Source organism: Chitinophaga sp. CB10 (assembly GCA_001870995.2).
In the GTDB taxonomy this organism is placed as follows: domain Bacteria; phylum Bacteroidota; class Bacteroidia; order Chitinophagales; family Chitinophagaceae; genus Chitinophaga.
Genome location: MLAV02000012.1, coordinates 162,306 through 180,276 on the forward strand (window position 1 = coordinate 162,306; position 17,971 = coordinate 180,276).

The following is a 17,971-nucleotide window of genomic DNA, read 5'->3' on the forward strand; positions in this document are numbered from 1 at the left end:
TAGCATTGTGTTAGTTTGCCTGGCGGAATCGTAACCTGGCCTCCTCAGCTACAGGCGTAAAGAAATTGACCAGGTTACCATCCGGATCACGGAAGAGTAAGGACCGGTTACCCCAGGGCATGGTGGTCGGTGGTTGGACAATTTCCGTAGATGCGAGTTCCTTTACCCTTTGATAACGTTCATCGACATCCTCCACATAAAATTCAATTATAACCGAATGGTTACTGGCCGCGGCAGCTACCTTTTGCCCGCCGAAAAGTTCCAGTGTACGGGTACTTCCGATGGCCAAATTGCCGTTGGGAGTGCGTACTTCTGCAAAATCTTCGGTGTAAAATGTAAAAGACAAGCCCGTTACCTGTTCATAAAAATCAACCAGGGGCCTGACCTCGGCGGTTATAATCCGGATGGAAGCAAGATTCATACTGTTATTGTTTTAGGCAAAGGAAATGCCGGCGAGTGACAACAGTATGTCAGCAGGCTAAAAAAATAGTTGTAATCACAAACCCTTATGCCACCAACAGCAGAACTGTTACCTGTATTAACGGCTGGTCAAAAGCTCCTGCTTTATATAGAAGGTTGCCAAGTCCGTATTGCTAAAGTCAGTAAAGCCGGCTTGCCGTAACTGGGTTACCAATTGCCCCCGGTGATACGTAGCGTGGTTCACCATATGCTGTACGGATTGCCAGAACAACAGCTGCCCTTGCCTGCCGTTGGGATATACAAAATAGACCGGCTTAGAATAATCTTCTTCAGGATAGTTATCTATGACGTCCTGCAGGTCAGCCGAAGCCAATTTCCACAATTCCAGCAGGTCGCTTTTGGCGCCGTTAAAAACAGTAGAAAGAAAAACTGGTTGATTGACTTTTGTCCAGAAGTCTATCCATATTTTCTTTGCGCTGACCATGTGAAGCGCCGTCTGCCGGATACTCCCAAAACTGCTGACGGCGCGTTGTATCCACTGTTCTTCGGTAATCTGCTCCAACCAATCGATTGCCTGGCTGTCCGACCAGTTAAGGTATTCAGCTAAATCTGCTAAGTAATTCCTCGTCATAATTTGCGTGTTTTTATTGAACGCAAAATTACCCGGCAGTTCCCCGCGGGATTATTCCTGATCGCCCAAAAGCTGTCGCTGATCGGTCAGGTGCTGTTGCAGAAATTCTTTTGGGCTCATCCCATACACCTGTTTAAACGCCTGTGAAAACCCGGAATGGTTCTCATAGCCAACCTTGTAAAAAATCTCTCCCGGTTTTTCATGTTGCAGTAACAGCGACCTGGCCAGCGCCATTTTCTGTTTCAGGAAGTATTGGCTGGGGGTATCATTGTACAACCTGAGAAACCTTCGTTTGAAGGTACTAACACTGGTATGGCAGAGAAAGGCCAGCTCTTCAAGGGTGAGATTATTTGTAATATTCAGTTCCACCGCCTTGCGGATCTGAAAATCCGACGCTGCCTCCTCGTGGTTTGCCTGAAAGGCCATCAGCTCGGCGGGATACTTTTGAATAAGATATAATAGCAGCTCTTCCAGTTTAAGCTCCAGCATCCTTTCCCATAAAGGCCCCTGCCCTGCCCCGGTTAATTTAAGTGAGGCGATATAATTTTCAATAAACGCATCCTTTTCAAATACCAAAAAAGGTTTTCCCATGCTACCCGTCAGCGGTGAAGCGCTGTTAATATTCGCAGCATGCCTGACCAGGAATGTGGTAAGCATTGCATGATCAAAAAAGAACATTGTACTTCGATAGCGGTTATCCAGTGGCAACTTTTCTGTCATTAAACAATGACCGGCAGACAGCAGGACAAATTGGTTCTCCTTAATGGTAGTGGTATCGTTAGCATAGATTACCCTCTTTTCACCTTGCTCCAGGAAGGAGAAAAAATTTTGCGGCAGAAACACCCTGGTACGGGGCGCCCGCCGTTCCGAAACATAATATTGTAGATGAAGCCTGTGCATATTTAAAAGGACTGTGCGGTTTTTCCTCTGGAATAATTTCCTGCAGTTAGTGTGATTTTATCATCCAAGCACCACCAGTAATCAGACTACAAAATTCGGTAATTAGACTAAAAGCGCACCATCACATTTCTTCAACTTTGCCATAGAAAATAAATTATTATGGCACAGCAAACGAATAAAGTATGGTTCATTACCGGCGCTTCGCGCGGCCTGGGCAGGATATGGACAGAAGCGGCATTGAAACGCGGAGATAAAGTAGCGGCAACCGCCCGCACCCTTAGCAGCATTGCATCACTGGAAAGCCAGTATGGGGACCAGGTGCTCACGCTGGAAATGGACGTCACCAATCGCGACCAGGTTCATGCCGCGGTTACCAAAGCACACGCGCATTTTGGCCGGCTGGACATCGTGCTGAATAACGCAGGATATCCGCTGATCAGCACCGTGGAAGAAGCCAATACGGACGACATCCGCGCATTGTATGAAACCAATGTACTGGGGCCTGTCACTGTACTCCAGGCTGCCATTCCGCTGCTCCGCAGCCAGGGTCACGGTCATATTCTCGGCACCTCCAGCAACCTGGGCCACATCTCCTTGCCTATTTTAGGCTTTTACTGCTCCTCCAAATGGGCGTTCGAAGCCATCCACGAAAGCGCGGCGACAGAACTGGCCCCATTCGGTATTAAAGTAACCATTATAGAGCCAGGCGCTTACGCCACAGAGTTTGGCAGCTCGCAACTAGGTAATTTCATGAGCGGAATGGACATCTATAAGGATTTCAAAATGCAATTTCTCGAGGGGATGAAGGGAATGGAAAAAGGTAACCCGGCCGCTACTCCACCCGCTTTATTCCAGGTTGTAGATGCAGAAAATCCGCCACTGCGCTTTAACCTGGGCAGTCATAATCTGCCGGCGCTAAAAGCTACCTATGCGGAAAGAATAGCTACCTGGGAGGCCTGGGATGCCATCTCCTCCTCCGCGCAATGATATCACATGCACCATAACCGGCCACTGTAATTCAATGGCCGGTTATGCTTAAATTAGCAGTTATGAAGAAGAAAGAAAATCATCTGCTGAAGCTCCAGTCGCTCAGCGATGCCCACCGGCTGTTTGGCTTGCCGCAACCGCGGCATCCGCTGATCAGCCTGATCAACGGTGCCCATATGCCGCATCCGGAAAATGTTCTTCCAGGCCCCCATGTTCTCGCCTACTACAAAATTTCCTATAAACCAAAGCTTAGCGGTAAATTAAAATATGGCCAGGGCTATTATGATTTTGATGAAGGCGGGCTATTATTTGCGGCGCCCGGCCAGATCATTGGCGGCAACGACCACGAAGGCGCTGTGTGCTCGCAGTACACCCTGCTCATTCATCCTGATTTTTTCCTCGGCTATCCGCTGGCCAAAAAAATTAAACAGTACGGCTTCTTCTCCTACAGCACAAACGAAACATTACATCTCTCTGAAGAAGAAAAAAATATCATCCTTGCTATCTTCAGCTTTATTGAAACAGAACTCAACAGTCGCATTGATGACTTCAGCCAGGAGGTAATGATCTCCCAGATTGAATTGCTGCTCAGCTATTCCAACCGTTTCCACAAGCGGCAGTTCCTTACGCGCAAAGCTGCCAGCGCCGGTGTGCTTCAAAAAATGGAAGCGCTGCTGGAAGCCTGCTTTAACAATGAAGTAACGTTAAGCAAGGGTATTCCTACAGTAGCGTACCTGGCAGAACAACTGAACCTCTCCCCTAACTACCTCAGTGACATGCTACGTACCTTAACCGGCCAAAGCGCTCAGCAGCACATTCATGAACGGCTGATAGAAAAGGCCAAGGAAAAGCTGTCGACCACTAATCTATCGGTATCAGAAATTGCCTATGACCTGGGCTTTGAACATCCACAGTCTTTTAGCAAATTGTTTAAGACAAGGACGAATGTTTCGCCATTGGAGTTCAGGAAGGCTTTTTCGGGTAATTAGGTGTACGCCTGCAACCTGGGTTAAAAATTGATCCTGCTGGCACAAAACTAATTGTCAGGTTTTGGCTACAACAAAGTCAAAATCGGCTACACTGGTCTTACGCATTGTTCGGACTTTTGAACCAACAAAAAAGTCTACAATAAAGTCTACAATGAAAGCTGTAAGAATTAACGAATTTGGCGGAACAGAAGTACTAAAAGTAGAGGACATTGAGCGCCCTGTTCCTGCGGAAGATGAAATTTTAGTAAAAGTCTATGCCAGCGGCGTAAATCCTGTTGACTGGGTAGTCCGTCAGGGGGGCAATGACTTTTTAAAGTCTATCCTGAAGTTGCCAATGACATTAGGATGGGATGCTGCAGGCATTATAGAAGAGGTAGGCAGTAAAGTAACCGACCTGAAAAAAGGCGATGCAGTATATGGCATCCCTAACTTCCCTGGCGACGGCAGCTATGCCGAATACGTTGCCGCCAAGGCGGATCAATTCGCACGGAAACCCAAAAGCATTTCCTTTATTGAGGCTGCCGGTGTACCTTTGACCGGGCTCGTTGCATGTAACGGTCTTTTTGAACTCGGAAAATTGCAGGCAGGGCAACGGGTGTTTATTCATGCCGCATCGGGTGGGGTCGGCAGCCTTGCGGTACAACTCGCAAAAGCAAAAGGTGCGTATGTAATAGGCAGCGCCTCAGCCGGCAACCTGGAATTCCTAAAACAAATTGGCGCCGATGAAGTGATTGACTACAAAACACAGCATTTTGAAGATTTATTGCAGGACATGGATGTTGTGTTTGACTGTACACCGCTTCGTGATGACCAGGAGCGACTCAAGGGCATAAGTATTTTAAAAAAAGGTGGGATATTTGTAAGCGTAAATGTTGATTTTCCATTTGGCGAGGAGGTTAAAAACGCACTTGCAAAAAAGGATGCCAAAGGGGAGCTTATTTATTTACAAATAAATCACCGGCTTTGGCTGGATGAAATGGCAAAGTTGATTGACGAAGGAAAAGTAAAAGTCATTGTCAGCAAAGTTTATCCACTGGAACAGGTTGCCGAAGCACACCTGGAAAGCGCTACCTGGCACGTTCGGGGAAAATTGGTACTCGAGGTGAGAAAAGAAAATTAATATGGCAAGAAGAATTAAAACCATCAGCGAATTCCATCAGCTCCGGGGGTTGCCCAAACCGGAGCACCCTTTGATCAGCGTCATTAACGTTGAGAACGTAAAGCGCTTGCATACGGATGAGCCCATGGATTTGATACTTGATTTTTACATGATTGCCCTCAAAAGGATTTTTCATAATGGGAAACTCAAATACGGGCAACAGCAATACGATTTTGATGAAGGCATTATGTCTTTTTTGTCGCCCAACCAGGTTTTCAGCATTACTATTGACAAAAACGAAGAACTAAAGCAATCAGGTTATGTATTGCTCATTCATCCTGATTTTCTCTGGAATACACCATTGGCGACCACGATAAGGCAATACGAATATTTTGATTATTCAGTAAACGAGGCGTTGTTCCTTTCAGAAAAGGAAGAAAAAACAATCATCGGGATCATAGAAAGCATCCAGCAGGAATATCAATCCACTATTGATAACTTTAGCCAGAATATCCTTATCGCCCACCTCGAAACCTTGCTGAACTATGCCGACCGCTTTTATCACCGGCAATTCATGACCCGTAAGAAAGCAAATCATCAAATTCTTGAACGATTTGAAAAATTACTGATAGACTATTTCAACGGCGAAGAGATAAGCCATAAAGGGTTGCCAACAGTACAGTATGTTTCTGATCAATTACATGTATCTGTAAGTTATCTGAGCCGTTTGCTTAAAACGCTGACAGGACAAAGCACACAGCAACATATTCATGATAAGCTGATTGAAAAAGCCAAAGAAAAATTATCTACAACCGCATTATCCGTTAGCGAAATAGCGTATGAATTGGGCTTTGAACATTCGCAATCATTCAGTAAGCTGTTCAAAAGTAAGACTAACCAATCGCCTTTGGAATTCCGGCAATCGTTTAACTAAGCGGAGATGGGAAGCCGGATAACCGGGTTTATAGGAATAATTTCTTCCGGTCATTAAACTTTTTACGCCGTTATGCCAGTCTGGGGTGCTGTCCTGTTCCGTTTCGACCTACAGGGGGCTATACATCAACCAGGAACTGTAGCGTTATGGCAAAAGGCCACTGGTTTTCAGTGGCCTTTTCCGTATCATAAATACTCATTTAATCTTCTCTTAATAAAATGGAACGATTTTAAAATCTAACGCTACAAACTCGACTAAAAAACAAAACCCCGCGCCACGCGCGAGGTTTGCAAGTATTCCAGTGATCCCGCTGGGACTCGAACCCAGGGCCCATACATTAAAAGTGTATTGCTCTACCAACTGAGCTACGGAATCTTTCCCGTTAAGGGAGTGCAAAGATAGGAATTATTCAATTCCCTCCAAATTTATTTCATTCATTTTTAATGATTTATCGAAGCACGATTATATGTATATATAACAGATCCGCCACCAGCGCCGTTTCCGCCGTTATACCGCGCGTCCAGCATCTTCATAAAATATCCTCCCACTACACTCCTCGCCTGGAAACCCACCTGCCGGCCATTCGTCGTTTCATGCCAGTCCGATAACGGAACGCGTGTAGGCGTTTCAGTTATATATTTATACAGCGGGTCTATAAGCTCCCGGAACTCCTCCGGAGTGGAAGCCAGCGTCGCCGTCCAGATGATCCAGTCCGATTTCGTATAGGTCTTCCTGCTATCCAGCGGCAATCCATACGGCTGCTGCTGCTTCAGGTACCACGCCACTTCCTGCTCGTATAAACTGGAAGGAAACAGTTTAAAACCCAGCACCCGGTCCCATACCAGGTTGTACTTCTGGCTCCAGCTGCCCGGCCTGTCAAATGCCAGCCGGTAATGATCCGCATCCGCAGCGCGTTTCAGCCAATTGTCCGCCATCGCCCGGGCACTGTCCGCATAACGTTTCGCTGCCGCTTTTTCTCCCAGCATATCCGCCAGCATAGCGTAACTGCGGATGCCGGCAATGGCCTTGAGCGATAGATTTGTGTTATGCGCCAGGTGCCCGGCAAAATCATCCGTGCAAAGCTGGTTCTCCGGATCAAAGCCCGCTTTCAGCAGGTATTCCGCCCAGGTGGTCAACACTTTCCAATGCTCCTTCGCGTAATTGGCATTGCCCTCCGCTTTGGCAATAGCGCCCGTCAGGATCAGCATATTGCCGGACTCCTCCACCGGCATATCCTCCCCATATACCTGCCCGTTAGCGATCGGGTATGTTCCCAGATCATGCGCAGCGAAAGGTTTTTTAAACCGGCCGCTTTCAGAATATTCAAAAATGCCTGTCAGCATACCTTTCAGCAGGTCGGGATTATACAGCAAGAACAGCGGTGCAGAAGGATAGGTAACATCCACCGTATTAATACAACCATTGCTGAAATTCTCTTTCGACAAGAACAACAACTCCCCTTTCGGGCCACGTACCAGCGTATGCGCGGCGATCGCCTGCCGGTACGCCAGTTCGCACAGGCGTGCATACTCCTTGCCGCCGGCGGCTGCCGCTTCTTTTTGCAGCGCGTCATCAAACTGCATACAACGGCCCAGTATCCTGGCATAATCCCGTATGGCATTTTGCAGCTCCCGCTCCATCGTGGCGGAAGCGTCGTTTTTCCACCAGGCTTTCAGCGGCTGGCCAAAATATTCAACGGCATACAGGTCGTCATACCCCAGCAGGAACACCCGGGAAGGCATACCCGCCACCTCGCTGCCTACTTTTCCCATAGCCGTTTCCGTTATAAGCGTTTTCGTTTTATCCGCATTGTCTGCTATCCATTGCTTTACGCCGGGGCCCTTGCTGGTAGCCACATACACATAACCCCAGTCAATCCGGATATCATCGCCTTTCTTCTTCAGCACAGGCTGCTCCCTGGTCCCTGCTTTAAGGATAGTAAGGTCCCCGCTGTTGTATGGACTGGCCTCCACCGGCTGCCCCGCCGTATTCACGCAAACCGCCGTACTAACGCCCACCTGTACACGCACATCATGCTCCTTATTGTCTTCGGACAGTGCATGGCAAGCCAGGTACGTCACCGGGCGGGATAACAGCTGCAGGTCGTCCATCAGCAAGGGAGAGATAAAAGCCATTTCCATCAGTACAGGCCCGCACCTGAACTGATATACCGTTTGCGTGGCGTGTACTTCTACTGACTCCTGGATGGCCATACGCGCGCCTGTAGCCACAGGCTTCACTTTCCTCGCCAGCGCGGCCGAGAGGTAAGCCCCGCCGGCAGTATTTTGTACATGTATTGCCAGCAGATTATTTTTTTGTTGAAGCAAGCCGGCCTCCAGCACCACCGGAAAATATTCGTCACGGCCATTCCAGCCATTCCGGGAAAAAATCTCCTTTCCGTTCAGGTACACTTTTATGTTGTCATCATGATGCAGCTTGAGATACAGCGTATCCGAAGCCTCCTGCAGCCAGTCAAATGTCCTTCTCACATAAAGTTCCTTACTCTTCCATGGCGTTTCGCCAGGGCCGGGCTGGTCACTGAAAGGCATACTACCTTTCTTCCATTGAAGGTCATTATATTGGGGAGAGATCCAATCCCCCGAGGGCGCATCTGTACGGTATTTCAACGTTCCTTCCGCGGGCACTGCCGTCGCATAAGTGTCCGGCAAACGCCCTAAGACGGTATAGGGAACTCCATCGACGGTTACCGTGCCGGTGATAGGTTGGGCCGTACCCGTCCAATGACGCGTGCTGCTTTGCATGATCGTATCCGAGGACGACCAGATGCTGAAATATGGATGGTGGGTTACCAACGGGTAAGAGGGCGCCTTCTGCTGTGCAGTCACAACACCGGCCCCCATCAAAAGGGTACTCATAATAAAGCGGATATGCCTCATAACGTAACTGGAATGGGTTTGTTAAAGATTTTAGAAAACTATTCAAAAATTATCATGATTAATAACCATTCATCCATTTTGTTTTACATTGAACGAAAACGCTGGGTCAACAATGAAGTTACTTGTTCCAACCGCCGCCTTTTTCCTGGCGGCCGCTATCAGCTGTAATCAGCCGCAAACAAAGGTGGCGCACGAACAATGGTTCAATAATACAAAAGGGGAAATCCTGCGGCAGGCAAGTGCAGAGCCCGACAGTACCGCCTATACGAATGGAGACTATCCCGATCAACGCGTGCAGCTGCTCTACAGGGAACGTCGCCTCTTATCCAGGAAACTATTTGACCACGATGTGCTCCGGTTAGAAGTCTTCTTCAGCAAAGACGGTCAGTTCGAGTTCCGGCGGGAATACTTTCCAAACGGGAACAAGTCCTATGAAGGAATTCGCTATAACAACGCAGGTTACGGGATCACCACCGTCTGGCTGGAAAATGGTCAGGAATTCACAAGGGGCGTACTCTTTAACGGAAACCCGGTCGGCGAATGGAAAAATTTTCCGCCAGGCAGCAAGGAAGCCGTTACGGCGGACTATGGCGGCATTACCAGCCTCTCGGAATTCCCCGTCCTCAAAAAGCAATAGGCACAAAAAAGACGCAGACCCGACGTATCGCCTTGGAGGCCCTGAGAAGCCTTGTCAGTACGATAGTGGATCTGCGTGTATCTTCAATATTTTAAATAATTCCAATACGAAGGGAGCGCAAAAATACACATTTACCCCAAATTCTCACAATTATTTGCAAACAAATTGCCGTGGCTGATTGTAGATAGCTGTAAACTATCCAATCACCAAACTCCTGCTTATGAAGCAACCCGATAATTCAGAAAACTTCGTTCCCCGGGGCGCCATCGCCTTCTTCGCATTTCTGATTGCCCTCGGCCTCATTATTTGGTTTGGCATTTATTTCCTCATGCTCGACAGGGTTTAAAAACGGGGGTATTATGATCGACGTTTTTGAAAAAAGAGTGATCGTCACAGCCATCCTCGTAATGGGACTGTTCATCCTCGCCATCTTCTACGCCATGGGCGCCCGCAAAGCCGATGTGACGGAATGCCTCCCCTACGATAAAACCTACGAAACGGCCCGCGTGGAACAGTTGGATAAATCCACCTACCAGATATTCTACGTCGCGCGGATGTGGAACTTCGAGCCTTCCGTAGCCTATATTCCCGTTGGCAGCGAGGTAGACCTCTTCGTTACCTCCAACGATGTGGTGCATGGTTTTAACATCTATAACAAGAACGTGAACCTCATGGCTGTTCCGGGAGGCGTCACCAAAACCACCGTCAAATTCGACGAGCCCGGCGTGTACAAAGTGGTTTGCCACGAGTACTGCGGCGCCGGCCACCAAAACATGCAGGCGGAAATTATCGTAAACTATCCCAAAAAATAATACCATATGCAGGTAAGCAGGTTTCTACGCAATACCATCCTCGTTGAACTGTTCGTCCCCATTTTATTACTGACGGTAGGCATCTACCATGGCCTCATGCAGGTGATTTACCGCGCCGGCGTGATCCACCAGGCCTCCGTAGCCAAACTCGACTACTACCAGGGCCTCACCCTGCACGGTGTGATCAATGCCGTTGTTCTCACCACCTTTTTTGCCGTGGCATTCGGCCATGCCACCATCGCCTTTTACCTCAAACGGGAACCGAATAAGAAAGCCACGGCCCTGTCCATGTGGCTCATGGTCATCGGCACGCTGCTGGCCGCAGCCGCCATGCTGGCCGGGAAAGCATCCGTCCTGTACACCTTCTACCCACCGCTGAAAGCTCACCCTGCCTTCTACATCGGCACCGCCATGCTCATTATCGGATCCTGGGTAGCGTTCTTCGACTGGGTGACCATCTACCTGGAATGGAAAAAGGAAAATCGCGAAACCAATACCCCGCTGGCCGTGATCGGCACGCTGGTAAATTTTACCATCTGGTTCGTATGTACGACGGCGGTAGCCTATGAGGTACTGGTACTCCTGGTACCCTGGAGCCTGGGCCTCACGCCCACCGTCAACGTACCGCTGGCCCGCACCCTGTTCTGGTTCTTCGGCCATGCCCTCGTGTACTTCTGGCTCCTGCCTTCCTATATTATGTTCTATACCATGCTGCCCAAACTCGCCGGCGGCAAACTATATTCCGCCACTGCGGGGCGCATCGCCTTCTTCCTCTTCCTGCTGCTCTCTATCCCCATCGGCGTGCATCACCAGTTCGGGGACCCTTCCATTGGCAGAGGCGTGAAACTATCGCAGTCACTGCTGACCTTTGGCGTGGCATTACCCAGCTTCATTACCGCCTTTACACTGGCGGCTTCACTGGAATATGCCGCCCGCAAACGCGGCGCGAAAGGCCTTTACAGCTGGATATGGAAGCTTCCCTTCTTCCGCAGGGATGTATTCTTATTTGGTTACCTGATCAACGGCCTAATCCTCTTTATCTTCGGCGGACTCACCGGGCTCGTACTGGCCTCCTATTCGCTCAACAACGTCGTTCACAATACCGCCTTTATCCCCGGCCATTTTCATATGACGGTGGCCGGTCCAGTATTTCTCGCCATCCTGGGCATGTCCATCTTTTTACTGCAACAACTGAGCGGCAAAAAGATCTACCTGCCTACCCTCAACGCGATCGTGCCTTACCTGTGGACCGTGGGCGTGATCATCTTTTCCGGTGGCCTGATGTGGGGCGGCCTGATGGGCGAACCTCGCAGGACCAATATGGGCCTCACCTACCTGAACCCTGCCAGCGAACAATACCATCCCTACTGGGTAATTTCCAGTATGCTGGGCCTGGCCGGCGGCGGGATTATGTTTGTAGCGGGCTTTCTGTACTTCATCAGTTTCTTCGGCACGCTGTTCAGCAAGCGTACCATGGAGCCGGTGATAGACCTGCCCGTCAGCGACACCCTGCACGAGGAAAAACGCATTCCCATTTTCGATACGTTCAAACCCTGGCTGGCCGTGATGGCGCTAATCATATTCCTCAGCTACCTGCCCGCCATTTCAGACGCATTGAATAACACGGGTAAAAAAGCGCCGCCCTACCTGCCCGCAGACCCTACTCCGGTAGTTCAAAAGAAATAAGATGACAGTCATGAAACTGGAAAAGTCATATTTACTGACCTCCTGGAAATTCTTCCTGGCCTTGCTGATCGGCATTCCGCTGCTGGCTTACTTTTCCGTGCGGTTGTTGGAGAAAAAATATGGCCGGCTGCCCATTTACGCCAGCAATACAACGCTGGCTTCCGACAACCAAACGGACGGCAACCTGCCCCCGTTCGTTTTCACGGACCAGCTGGGCAATACCGTCACCAATTCCATCCTGACCAATAAAATTGCAGTGGCCAACTACTTTTACACCTCCTGCCCCAGCATCTGCCCCAAAATGATGCTGCAGCTGCAAAGGGTGCAGGCCAATACCAACAATATGATCATCCTCTCCTTTACCGTGGACCCCAAGCGGGATTCCGTGGCAAGGCTCATGAAATTTGCCCTGCAATATGATGTATTACCCGACAGGTGGAAATTACTGACGGGAAATAAAAAAGCGCTCTATCACTTCGCCCGCAAGGGATTATTCATTACCGCCACAGAGGGCGATGGAGGCGATGCGGATTTTATTCATAGCGACCGGTTCGTATTACTGGACACGCGTCAGCGGATACGCGGCTACTACGACGGCACTTCGCCGGAGGAGGTAGACCAGCTGCTGACCGACATAAAAAAATTACAAAATGAACTCTAGGCATTTTCTGATCGTGGCTTTCTGCTGCATCGCCACCGCAATGACTGCAAGGGCAGCCAACCCGGAGAATGGTAAAATGCTGTTCCAGGGCCGTTGTGCCTCCTGCCATAACGTGATGAAAAAGCTGACCGGGCCTGCCCTGGCAGGCGTGGAAGACCGTCACCCGGAAGCCTGGATCATCTCCTTCGTTAAAAGCTCCCAGGCCATGGTTAAAGCCGGCGACGCGGCGGCGCTCGAAGTATTCAACAAAAACAACCAGGTAGTAATGCCTGATCATCCGGATCTTTCCGATGACCAGATCCGGGATATCCTTGCATATATCAAAGAAACAGCCGCCAATGCCCCCAAAGAGGACGATGCGCCGTTTTCCAGGCCGGGGCAGAAGCAACCCAATCTCATGCCCCTGTCTGTCTACAACTTCCCTTTTATGATCGCCTACCTGGTGCTAATAGTAGTAATAGTGATCCTGCTAATTTTCCTCGTAAATATTAAGAGTTACGAACAGCATATTCAAAAGGACGATTGAACTTCTCCCTAAAAAATAAAAAAAGCCCCGGGCTACCGGGGCTTTCAGCTTATATGCTAAAAGTTATTTACGTTTGAACCAGCTATCCGGCACCGGCTGTATCTTGCCGCCATTCACGCTGTATTCCAGCTTCAGCGTATAACCGCCGCCGCCTTCCACAAAATCCACCCGCATCGGATGCAGGCCCTTTTCCAGCGCTACCTGTCCACTCTTTTGTACCGGCGCATGCCAGCCGTCGTTGTTCACCACTTGCTCGTCGCTGATATAAAGGATACCGCCGTCATCGCAGGTGAGGTAGAAGCTGTAAATACCGGTAGCCGGCACTTCGATGAAGCCGTCCAGCTTAGCGCCGAAGGCTTTGCCGCCTTTGCCCAGCTCCTCGGGAATGGCTACATTCGTAACCGTTACCACTGTATCCGCCTTGGCTTTGATTTTCGTCGCGCTTTTAAACGCGCCTTCGTATATGCCAAGCTGCAGGCCCGCCTGCATAGCAGCGGCTGCCACCGGCTTCAGGTAGTGCTGCTGACGGTATTTCAGGGTATAAATATCCCCGCGGGTACCGGTTGGCGAAAATGCCGATAACTTGATGGTCTCCGGTTGGGTGATGGTCAGCGCTCCTTCCAGCAGCGGGGATTGCAGCGTAGGAATGGAACCGTCCGTGGTGTAATGCACCGCCATATTGGCCAGCGGCTTGATCACCTGCAATGTGCCTTTGTCCACAAACACGTTATCGCCGGCAAACCCGTCCAGGTCCGGCAGGCGGTAATTAACGCCCATCCTGTCGAGCAGCGCATAACTGGAAGTAAGCCGTTCCAGGTAATGATCGTACCGTTGCTGATGCGTCCAGAGCACTTCCGCCAAAGCCGTCATGCGGGGCATATACATATAGTCCGCCCGCTTTTCGGAAGGGATCCATTCCGTCCAGATATTGGCCTGCGCGCCCAGGATATTGGCCGCTTCCGCTGCCGTCAGGCCTTTCGGTACCGGATCAAAATGATAAACGTTGGAAATGGAATTTCTATCCGGGATACCGTCAAAGTACAGCGGGTTACCCGGCGTCATGATTACGCGGTTACCGTTTTTAGCCGCTTCCACAGGGGCTTTGGGCACCCAGGAGCGCCAGTACATCACCACGGCGGTAGGGCTCACGCCACCTTCCAGTATCTCATCCCAACCGATCAGTTTCTTCCCTTTGGAATTAAAGAATTTCTCCATCCGTTTCACGAAGTAGCTCTGTAATTCCTCCACGGTTTTCAGGTTGTTAGCCTTCATCACCGCTGCGCAGGCAGGGGATTTGGCCCAGCTGGTCTTCTCCACTTCGTCCGCGCCCAAGTGAATGTATTTGGAAGGGAAGAGGGCGGCGATTTCCGTGAAAATATCTTCCGCGAATTTGAACGTAGTTTCCTCGCAAGGGCAGATAGGCGTGCTGAAAGTCTTTCCCCAGCCGTTTTCGCTATCGCAGGTCAGGAAAGGATACGCCTTGATGGCCGCCATCATGTGACCCGGCATATCGATTTCAGGAATGATTTCGATATGTCGCGCCGCGGCGTACGCGATAACGTCCTTGATTTCCGCCTGCGTATAGTAGCCACCATAGAGCGTCTGACCGGTGCGCTGGATGACATGTTCCTGGTCCAGGGCCATATCCGGGTTGTCCTTGGATTTCTCTATACAAACAGAATCCTGATTATTGTAAGTTCTCCATGCGCCTTTTTCCGTAAGGAGCGGGTATTTTTTGATTTCTATTCTCCATCCCTGGTCGTCAGTAAGGTGCCAGTGGAATTTATTCATCTTATAAAGCGCCATCACATCTAAAAACTTCTTCACATATTTCACGGAGAAGAAGTGACGGGCAACGTCCAGGTGCATACCCCGGTAGTCGTACACCGGGTGATCCTTGATGGCCGCGGCCGGGAAGGCAATGGTCTTCAGCTTTTCGTTTGCCGGATGCCCTGCCAGTGGAACCAGCTGGGTAAGTGTTTGGATACAGCGGAAAATGCCGGCGCCGGTACGGGCACGAAGCGTGATGCGGCTGGGTGTGATGTCCAGTTCGTACTCCTCCTCTCCTTTCACTGCATTATCCTGCACCAGTACAATGCTGCTGGCGCCTATCCTGGCCGACACCGGCAGTTTATAACCCAGGAAGGTGGTCATCAGCTGTTGCAGCTGCTTTACTTCATTAGCAAAAACATTCGCGCTTACAATATTCGTAGTCCTGCCTACCACAAATTCCCCCTGCCGGGCTGTTAGCTCCTGTGGATAGGGAATCAGCGGATAGCGCCCCGGATCTGCATCCTGCGCCATCAGTGTGGTACTGTACATGGTTGCGGCAAGTACAGTCAACTTCAGTGATCTAAGCATAGTTTATCGTTAAGTATGATCCAATCCGGCAAATTAAAGCAAATTTTGAGGATGCCAATGGTGCGATATTGTCTAATGCTGCAACTATATTGACTTTGGCGGCAGATTTCCGGAATTGCGGAAAATGAATTTTCTTTGCATGTCATGTCACTTTACATTACTTCCCTGAACTCCGGCAGCAACGGAAACTGTTATTATATCGGCAACGATACGGACGCCATCCTGGTGGACGCGGGCATTTCGTGCCGGGAAACGGAGAAGCGCATGGCCAGGCTGGGGCTGAGTATGAGCAAGGTGCGCGCCATTTTTGTATCGCATGAACATATTGATCATATCCGGGGCATTCCCGTGATGGTCCGCAAACACCAACTGCCTGTCTACATCACCGCCAGCACCATGCAGCACGGAGGACTGGACATTCACGAAGCGCTGGTGCGCAGGTTCACCGCCTTTGAGCCGGTGACGATCGGGGATTTGCAGGTCACCGCCTTCCCTAAATTTCACGACGCGATCGAGCCGCATAGTTTCATGGTGAGCGCCCACGGGGTTAACATCGGGGTCTTTACTGACATCGGCGTACCCTGCGATCAGCTCATTCACCACTTCAAACAATGCCATGCCGCCTTCCTGGAAGCCAATTACGATGAAGTGATGCTGGAACAGGGGCGTTATCCCTACTTCCTGAAGAACCGCATCCGCGGCGGGCACGGGCACCTCTCGAATACACAGGCGCTGGAACTTTTCCGCGCGCACAGGCCGGCGCATATGTCGCACCTCCTGCTGGCTCACCTCTCCAAGGACAATAATAACCCGGAACTGGTGCATAGACTATTTACAGAAGAAGGCACCCCAACAGAAATTGTGGTGGCCTCCCGGTATGCTGAAACGGGCGTCTATCGCATTTCCGCGAGCAACGTATAGCCGTAGCCGTTATATCTCCCACAAAAAAAATTTATAAAAAATTTGGTAGAGATAAAATATTTTCTACTTTTGCACTCCCCTAACGGGAAAGATTCCGTAGCTCAGTTGGTAGAGCAATACACTTTTAATGTATGGGCCCTGGGTTCGAGTCCCAGCGGGATCACTACCAAGAGTAAAAATAAATACTCTTATGTAATTAAAGCCTTGTAGAATCAGATTCTACAAGGCTTTTCTGTTTTTTGTCGTAAAGTTTTGTAAAGTTAAATAAGGATAGAAAAGTGAGCGTTGCGGTTAGCAGATTAGTTATTAAATTGTGCTAACCTACACTGACCTGAAGTGCTTATCTGTATTGTGTTTGACTAATGTTAAGTGAAGTCAGGATAAGTGAAGTTGAAATAAAATTGGTTAACTTAAAACAGGTGTTTTATGATGAAAGGTCATTTAAGTTTTTCTATCTTACCCTGGCTTAACAGGAGCCGCTGCAAAAACAACAAACCCGCTATCTATCTCCGTCTGACTGTAGGAAACAAACGCGCCGAACTCTCCACCTATCAGTATGTAAGCCCTGAATCATGGAACGCGGAAGGCCAATGTGTGAACGGAAACTCCGAAGAAGTTAAAGCCATCAACCGCAGGCTGGTAGCCTTAAAAGCTGATCTACAGAAGCATTACAGCCTATTGGTGACAAGCGGAAAGCCAGCAACAGCGCAGGCTCTGAAAAATTCCTTTCTGGGTATTATACAGCATAAAAGGACATTATGTGAAGCTATAGACTTCTATAACAGGCGATTTGGGGAGAAGGTAAAGGCAAAGACCAAATCAGCGAGAACGCTCAAACGCTTTGAGATCACTAAAGACAAGGTAGTAGCGTTCCTGAAGCACTATTTTCACGTATCTGACAAGCTATTGGAGGAAATCACATTTTCATTTGCTCCGGATTTTGAGCATTATCTCACTACTACTGAAATAATGGGCAGTAACACTGCCATGAAATACGTGAAGATTTTAAAACAAATGCTCAAACTCGCTGTAGATCAGGGCTGGTTGCCCGCTAATCCTTTGGGCGGCTTTAAGTGTAGCTATATAGACCCGCAACGGGAGCGGCTCACAATGGATGAAATTATGACCTTGTATAACAAGGAACTTATCCCGCGATTGGCTGAAGTACGTGATATTTACCTGTTCTGCTGTTTTACCGGCTATGCTTACACTGATGTACTGCATCTTACGACAGACAACATTATTACGGGTATTGATGGTGAAAAATGGATAGTAAAGGAAAGAGCGAAAACCCTAACCCCGGAGCGTGTGCCGCTTCTACCTATTGCACTGGAGATAATTGAGCGTTATAAGAATAGCCCGTATTGTCAATTATATGGCCGTTTATTGCCAGTAAACAGTAATAGCGATATAACGCCTATCACAAGGAAATTGCCGGTATGACAAAAAGCGTTTTGGTGTTACCAAAACATAGCTGACTACACCGAGCTTCGTAATTTCTGACATCAAT

General features: G+C 49.2%; 17 protein-coding genes and 2 tRNA genes. 13 read left to right on the forward strand and 6 right to left on the reverse strand.

Annotation, left to right across the window (positions count from 1 at the left end; translation table 11 throughout):
- Positions 1–10 precede the first annotated feature (10 nt).
- The 3 genes from BOC67_RS17440 to BOC67_RS17450 form a co-directional block, all read right to left on the reverse strand.
- Positions 11–421 (reverse strand): VOC family protein, encoded by a 411-nt coding sequence (locus BOC67_RS17440; protein WP_291911932.1) that lies wholly within the window; start codon positions 419–421, stop codon positions 11–13.
- Between the two features lie 117 nt (positions 422–538).
- On the reverse strand, positions 539–1,051 hold the full coding sequence (locus BOC67_RS17445; RefSeq protein ID WP_291911933.1) for a DinB family protein: 513 nt from the start codon (positions 1,049–1,051) through the stop codon (positions 539–541).
- 51 nt (positions 1,052–1,102) lie between these two features.
- Complete coding sequence (locus BOC67_RS17450; protein ID WP_291911934.1) at positions 1,103–1,951, reverse strand: helix-turn-helix transcriptional regulator; 849 nt, start codon at positions 1,949–1,951, stop codon at positions 1,103–1,105.
- 159 nt (positions 1,952–2,110) lie between these two features.
- On the opposite strand from BOC67_RS17450, the gene BOC67_RS17455 reads away from it, so the two are divergent.
- The 4 genes from BOC67_RS17455 (at position 2,111) to BOC67_RS17470 (ending at position 5,960) form a co-directional block, all read left to right on the forward strand.
- Entirely contained in the window at positions 2,111–2,938 is an 828-nt protein-coding gene (locus tag BOC67_RS17455) for an SDR family NAD(P)-dependent oxidoreductase (protein ID WP_291911936.1), read from the forward strand.
- A gap of 62 nt (positions 2,939–3,000) precedes the next feature.
- Positions 3,001–3,927: a helix-turn-helix transcriptional regulator gene (locus BOC67_RS17460; RefSeq protein ID WP_291911937.1), complete on the forward strand. Its 927-nt coding sequence runs from the start codon at positions 3,001–3,003 to the stop codon at positions 3,925–3,927.
- Positions 3,928–4,078: 151 nt separating this feature from the next.
- Entirely contained in the window at positions 4,079–5,047 is a 969-nt protein-coding gene (locus tag BOC67_RS17465; protein ID WP_291911938.1) for an NADP-dependent oxidoreductase, read from the forward strand.
- A 1-nt stretch (position 5,048) separates the two neighbouring features.
- Positions 5,049–5,960, forward strand: a complete 912-nt coding sequence (locus BOC67_RS17470; protein WP_291911939.1) for an AraC family transcriptional regulator — start codon at positions 5,049–5,051, stop codon at positions 5,958–5,960.
- A gap of 302 nt (positions 5,961–6,262) precedes the next feature.
- Here BOC67_RS17470 and BOC67_RS17475 read toward each other — a convergent pair.
- Together BOC67_RS17475 and BOC67_RS17480 are read right to left on the reverse strand one after the other, a co-directional pair.
- A tRNA-Lys gene (locus tag BOC67_RS17475) sits at positions 6,263–6,335 on the reverse strand.
- 65 nt (positions 6,336–6,400) lie between these two features.
- A complete protein-coding gene (locus BOC67_RS17480; RefSeq protein ID WP_291911940.1) occupies positions 6,401–8,836 on the reverse strand; it encodes a DUF4965 domain-containing protein in 2,436 nt (811 codons plus the stop codon).
- A gap of 133 nt (positions 8,837–8,969) precedes the next feature.
- On the opposite strand from BOC67_RS17480, the gene BOC67_RS17485 reads away from it, so the two are divergent.
- The 6 genes from BOC67_RS17485 to BOC67_RS17510 all read left to right on the forward strand — a co-directional run bounded on the left by BOC67_RS17485 (position 8,970) and on the right by BOC67_RS17510 (position 13,179).
- Positions 8,970–9,494: a hypothetical protein gene (locus BOC67_RS17485; protein ID WP_291911941.1), complete on the forward strand. Its 525-nt coding sequence runs from the start codon at positions 8,970–8,972 to the stop codon at positions 9,492–9,494.
- Positions 9,495–9,714: 220 nt separating this feature from the next.
- Positions 9,715–9,840 carry a cytochrome c oxidase subunit 2A gene (locus tag BOC67_RS17490; RefSeq protein WP_291911942.1) on the forward strand — a complete coding sequence of 42 codons (126 nt, stop codon included), beginning with the start codon at positions 9,715–9,717 and terminating at the stop codon, positions 9,838–9,840.
- Positions 9,841–9,853: 13 nt separating this feature from the next.
- Positions 9,854–10,306, forward strand: coding sequence for a hypothetical protein (locus BOC67_RS17495; RefSeq protein WP_291911944.1), 453 nt, complete (start codon positions 9,854–9,856; stop codon positions 10,304–10,306).
- Positions 10,307–10,312: 6 nt separating this feature from the next.
- Positions 10,313–11,992, forward strand: coding sequence for a cbb3-type cytochrome c oxidase subunit I (locus BOC67_RS17500; protein WP_291911945.1), 1,680 nt, complete (start codon positions 10,313–10,315; stop codon positions 11,990–11,992).
- A gap of 1 nt (position 11,993) precedes the next feature.
- Positions 11,994–12,653 (forward strand): SCO family protein, encoded by a 660-nt coding sequence (locus tag BOC67_RS17505; RefSeq protein WP_291911946.1) that lies wholly within the window; start codon positions 11,994–11,996, stop codon positions 12,651–12,653.
- On the forward strand, positions 12,643–13,179 hold the full coding sequence (locus tag BOC67_RS17510; RefSeq protein ID WP_291911947.1) for a cytochrome c: 537 nt from the start codon (positions 12,643–12,645) through the stop codon (positions 13,177–13,179). The genes BOC67_RS17505 and BOC67_RS17510 overlap by 11 nt, the downstream gene beginning before the upstream one ends.
- Positions 13,180–13,242: 63 nt before the next feature.
- Here BOC67_RS17510 and BOC67_RS17515 read toward each other — a convergent pair whose 3' ends face one another.
- Complete coding sequence (locus tag BOC67_RS17515) at positions 13,243–15,540, reverse strand: family 20 glycosylhydrolase (RefSeq protein ID WP_291911948.1); 2,298 nt, start codon at positions 15,538–15,540, stop codon at positions 13,243–13,245.
- Between the two features lie 144 nt (positions 15,541–15,684).
- Between BOC67_RS17515 and BOC67_RS17520 the strand changes: the two genes are divergently transcribed.
- The 3 genes from BOC67_RS17520 to BOC67_RS17530 all read left to right on the forward strand — a co-directional run bounded on the left by BOC67_RS17520 (position 15,685) and on the right by BOC67_RS17530 (position 17,904).
- A complete protein-coding gene (locus tag BOC67_RS17520; RefSeq protein WP_291911949.1) occupies positions 15,685–16,461 on the forward strand; it encodes an MBL fold metallo-hydrolase in 777 nt (258 codons plus the stop codon).
- Between the two features lie 90 nt (positions 16,462–16,551).
- Positions 16,552–16,624, forward strand: a tRNA-Lys gene (locus BOC67_RS17525).
- Between the two features lie 263 nt (positions 16,625–16,887).
- A complete protein-coding gene (locus BOC67_RS17530) occupies positions 16,888–17,904 on the forward strand; it encodes a site-specific integrase (protein WP_291911950.1) in 1,017 nt (338 codons plus the stop codon).
- Positions 17,905–17,971: the final 67 nt, after the last annotated feature.

What these genes read in the sequence shown, in the direction of transcription:
- BOC67_RS17440 (WP_291911932.1), bottom strand. Translation starts at nt 421, where the DNA reads ATGAATCTTGCTTCCATCCGGATTATAACCGCCGAGGTCAGGCCCCTG.
- BOC67_RS17445 (WP_291911933.1), bottom strand. Translation starts at nt 1,051, where the DNA reads ATGACGAGGAATTACTTAGCAGATTTAGCTGAATACCTTAACTGGTCG.
- BOC67_RS17450 (WP_291911934.1), bottom strand. Translation starts at nt 1,951, where the DNA reads ATGCACAGGCTTCATCTACAATATTATGTTTCGGAACGGCGGGCGCCC.
- BOC67_RS17455 (WP_291911936.1), top strand. Translation starts at nt 2,111, where the DNA reads ATGGCACAGCAAACGAATAAAGTATGGTTCATTACCGGCGCTTCGCGC.
- BOC67_RS17460 (WP_291911937.1), top strand. Translation starts at nt 3,001, where the DNA reads ATGAAGAAGAAAGAAAATCATCTGCTGAAGCTCCAGTCGCTCAGCGAT.
- BOC67_RS17465 (WP_291911938.1), top strand. Translation starts at nt 4,079, where the DNA reads ATGAAAGCTGTAAGAATTAACGAATTTGGCGGAACAGAAGTACTAAAA.
- BOC67_RS17470 (WP_291911939.1), top strand. Translation starts at nt 5,049, where the DNA reads ATGGCAAGAAGAATTAAAACCATCAGCGAATTCCATCAGCTCCGGGGG.
- BOC67_RS17480 (WP_291911940.1), bottom strand. Translation starts at nt 8,836, where the DNA reads ATGAGTACCCTTTTGATGGGGGCCGGTGTTGTGACTGCACAGCAGAAG.
- BOC67_RS17485 (WP_291911941.1), top strand. Translation starts at nt 8,970, where the DNA reads ATGAAGTTACTTGTTCCAACCGCCGCCTTTTTCCTGGCGGCCGCTATC.
- BOC67_RS17490 (WP_291911942.1), top strand. Translation starts at nt 9,715, where the DNA reads ATGAAGCAACCCGATAATTCAGAAAACTTCGTTCCCCGGGGCGCCATC.
- BOC67_RS17495 (WP_291911944.1), top strand. Translation starts at nt 9,854, where the DNA reads ATGATCGACGTTTTTGAAAAAAGAGTGATCGTCACAGCCATCCTCGTA.
- BOC67_RS17500 (WP_291911945.1), top strand. Translation starts at nt 10,313, where the DNA reads ATGCAGGTAAGCAGGTTTCTACGCAATACCATCCTCGTTGAACTGTTC.
- BOC67_RS17505 (WP_291911946.1), top strand. Translation starts at nt 11,994, where the DNA reads ATGACAGTCATGAAACTGGAAAAGTCATATTTACTGACCTCCTGGAAA.
- BOC67_RS17510 (WP_291911947.1), top strand. Translation starts at nt 12,643, where the DNA reads ATGAACTCTAGGCATTTTCTGATCGTGGCTTTCTGCTGCATCGCCACC.
- BOC67_RS17515 (WP_291911948.1), bottom strand. Translation starts at nt 15,540, where the DNA reads ATGCTTAGATCACTGAAGTTGACTGTACTTGCCGCAACCATGTACAGT.
- BOC67_RS17520 (WP_291911949.1), top strand. Translation starts at nt 15,685, where the DNA reads ATGTCACTTTACATTACTTCCCTGAACTCCGGCAGCAACGGAAACTGT.
- BOC67_RS17530 (WP_291911950.1), top strand. Translation starts at nt 16,888, where the DNA reads ATGATGAAAGGTCATTTAAGTTTTTCTATCTTACCCTGGCTTAACAGG.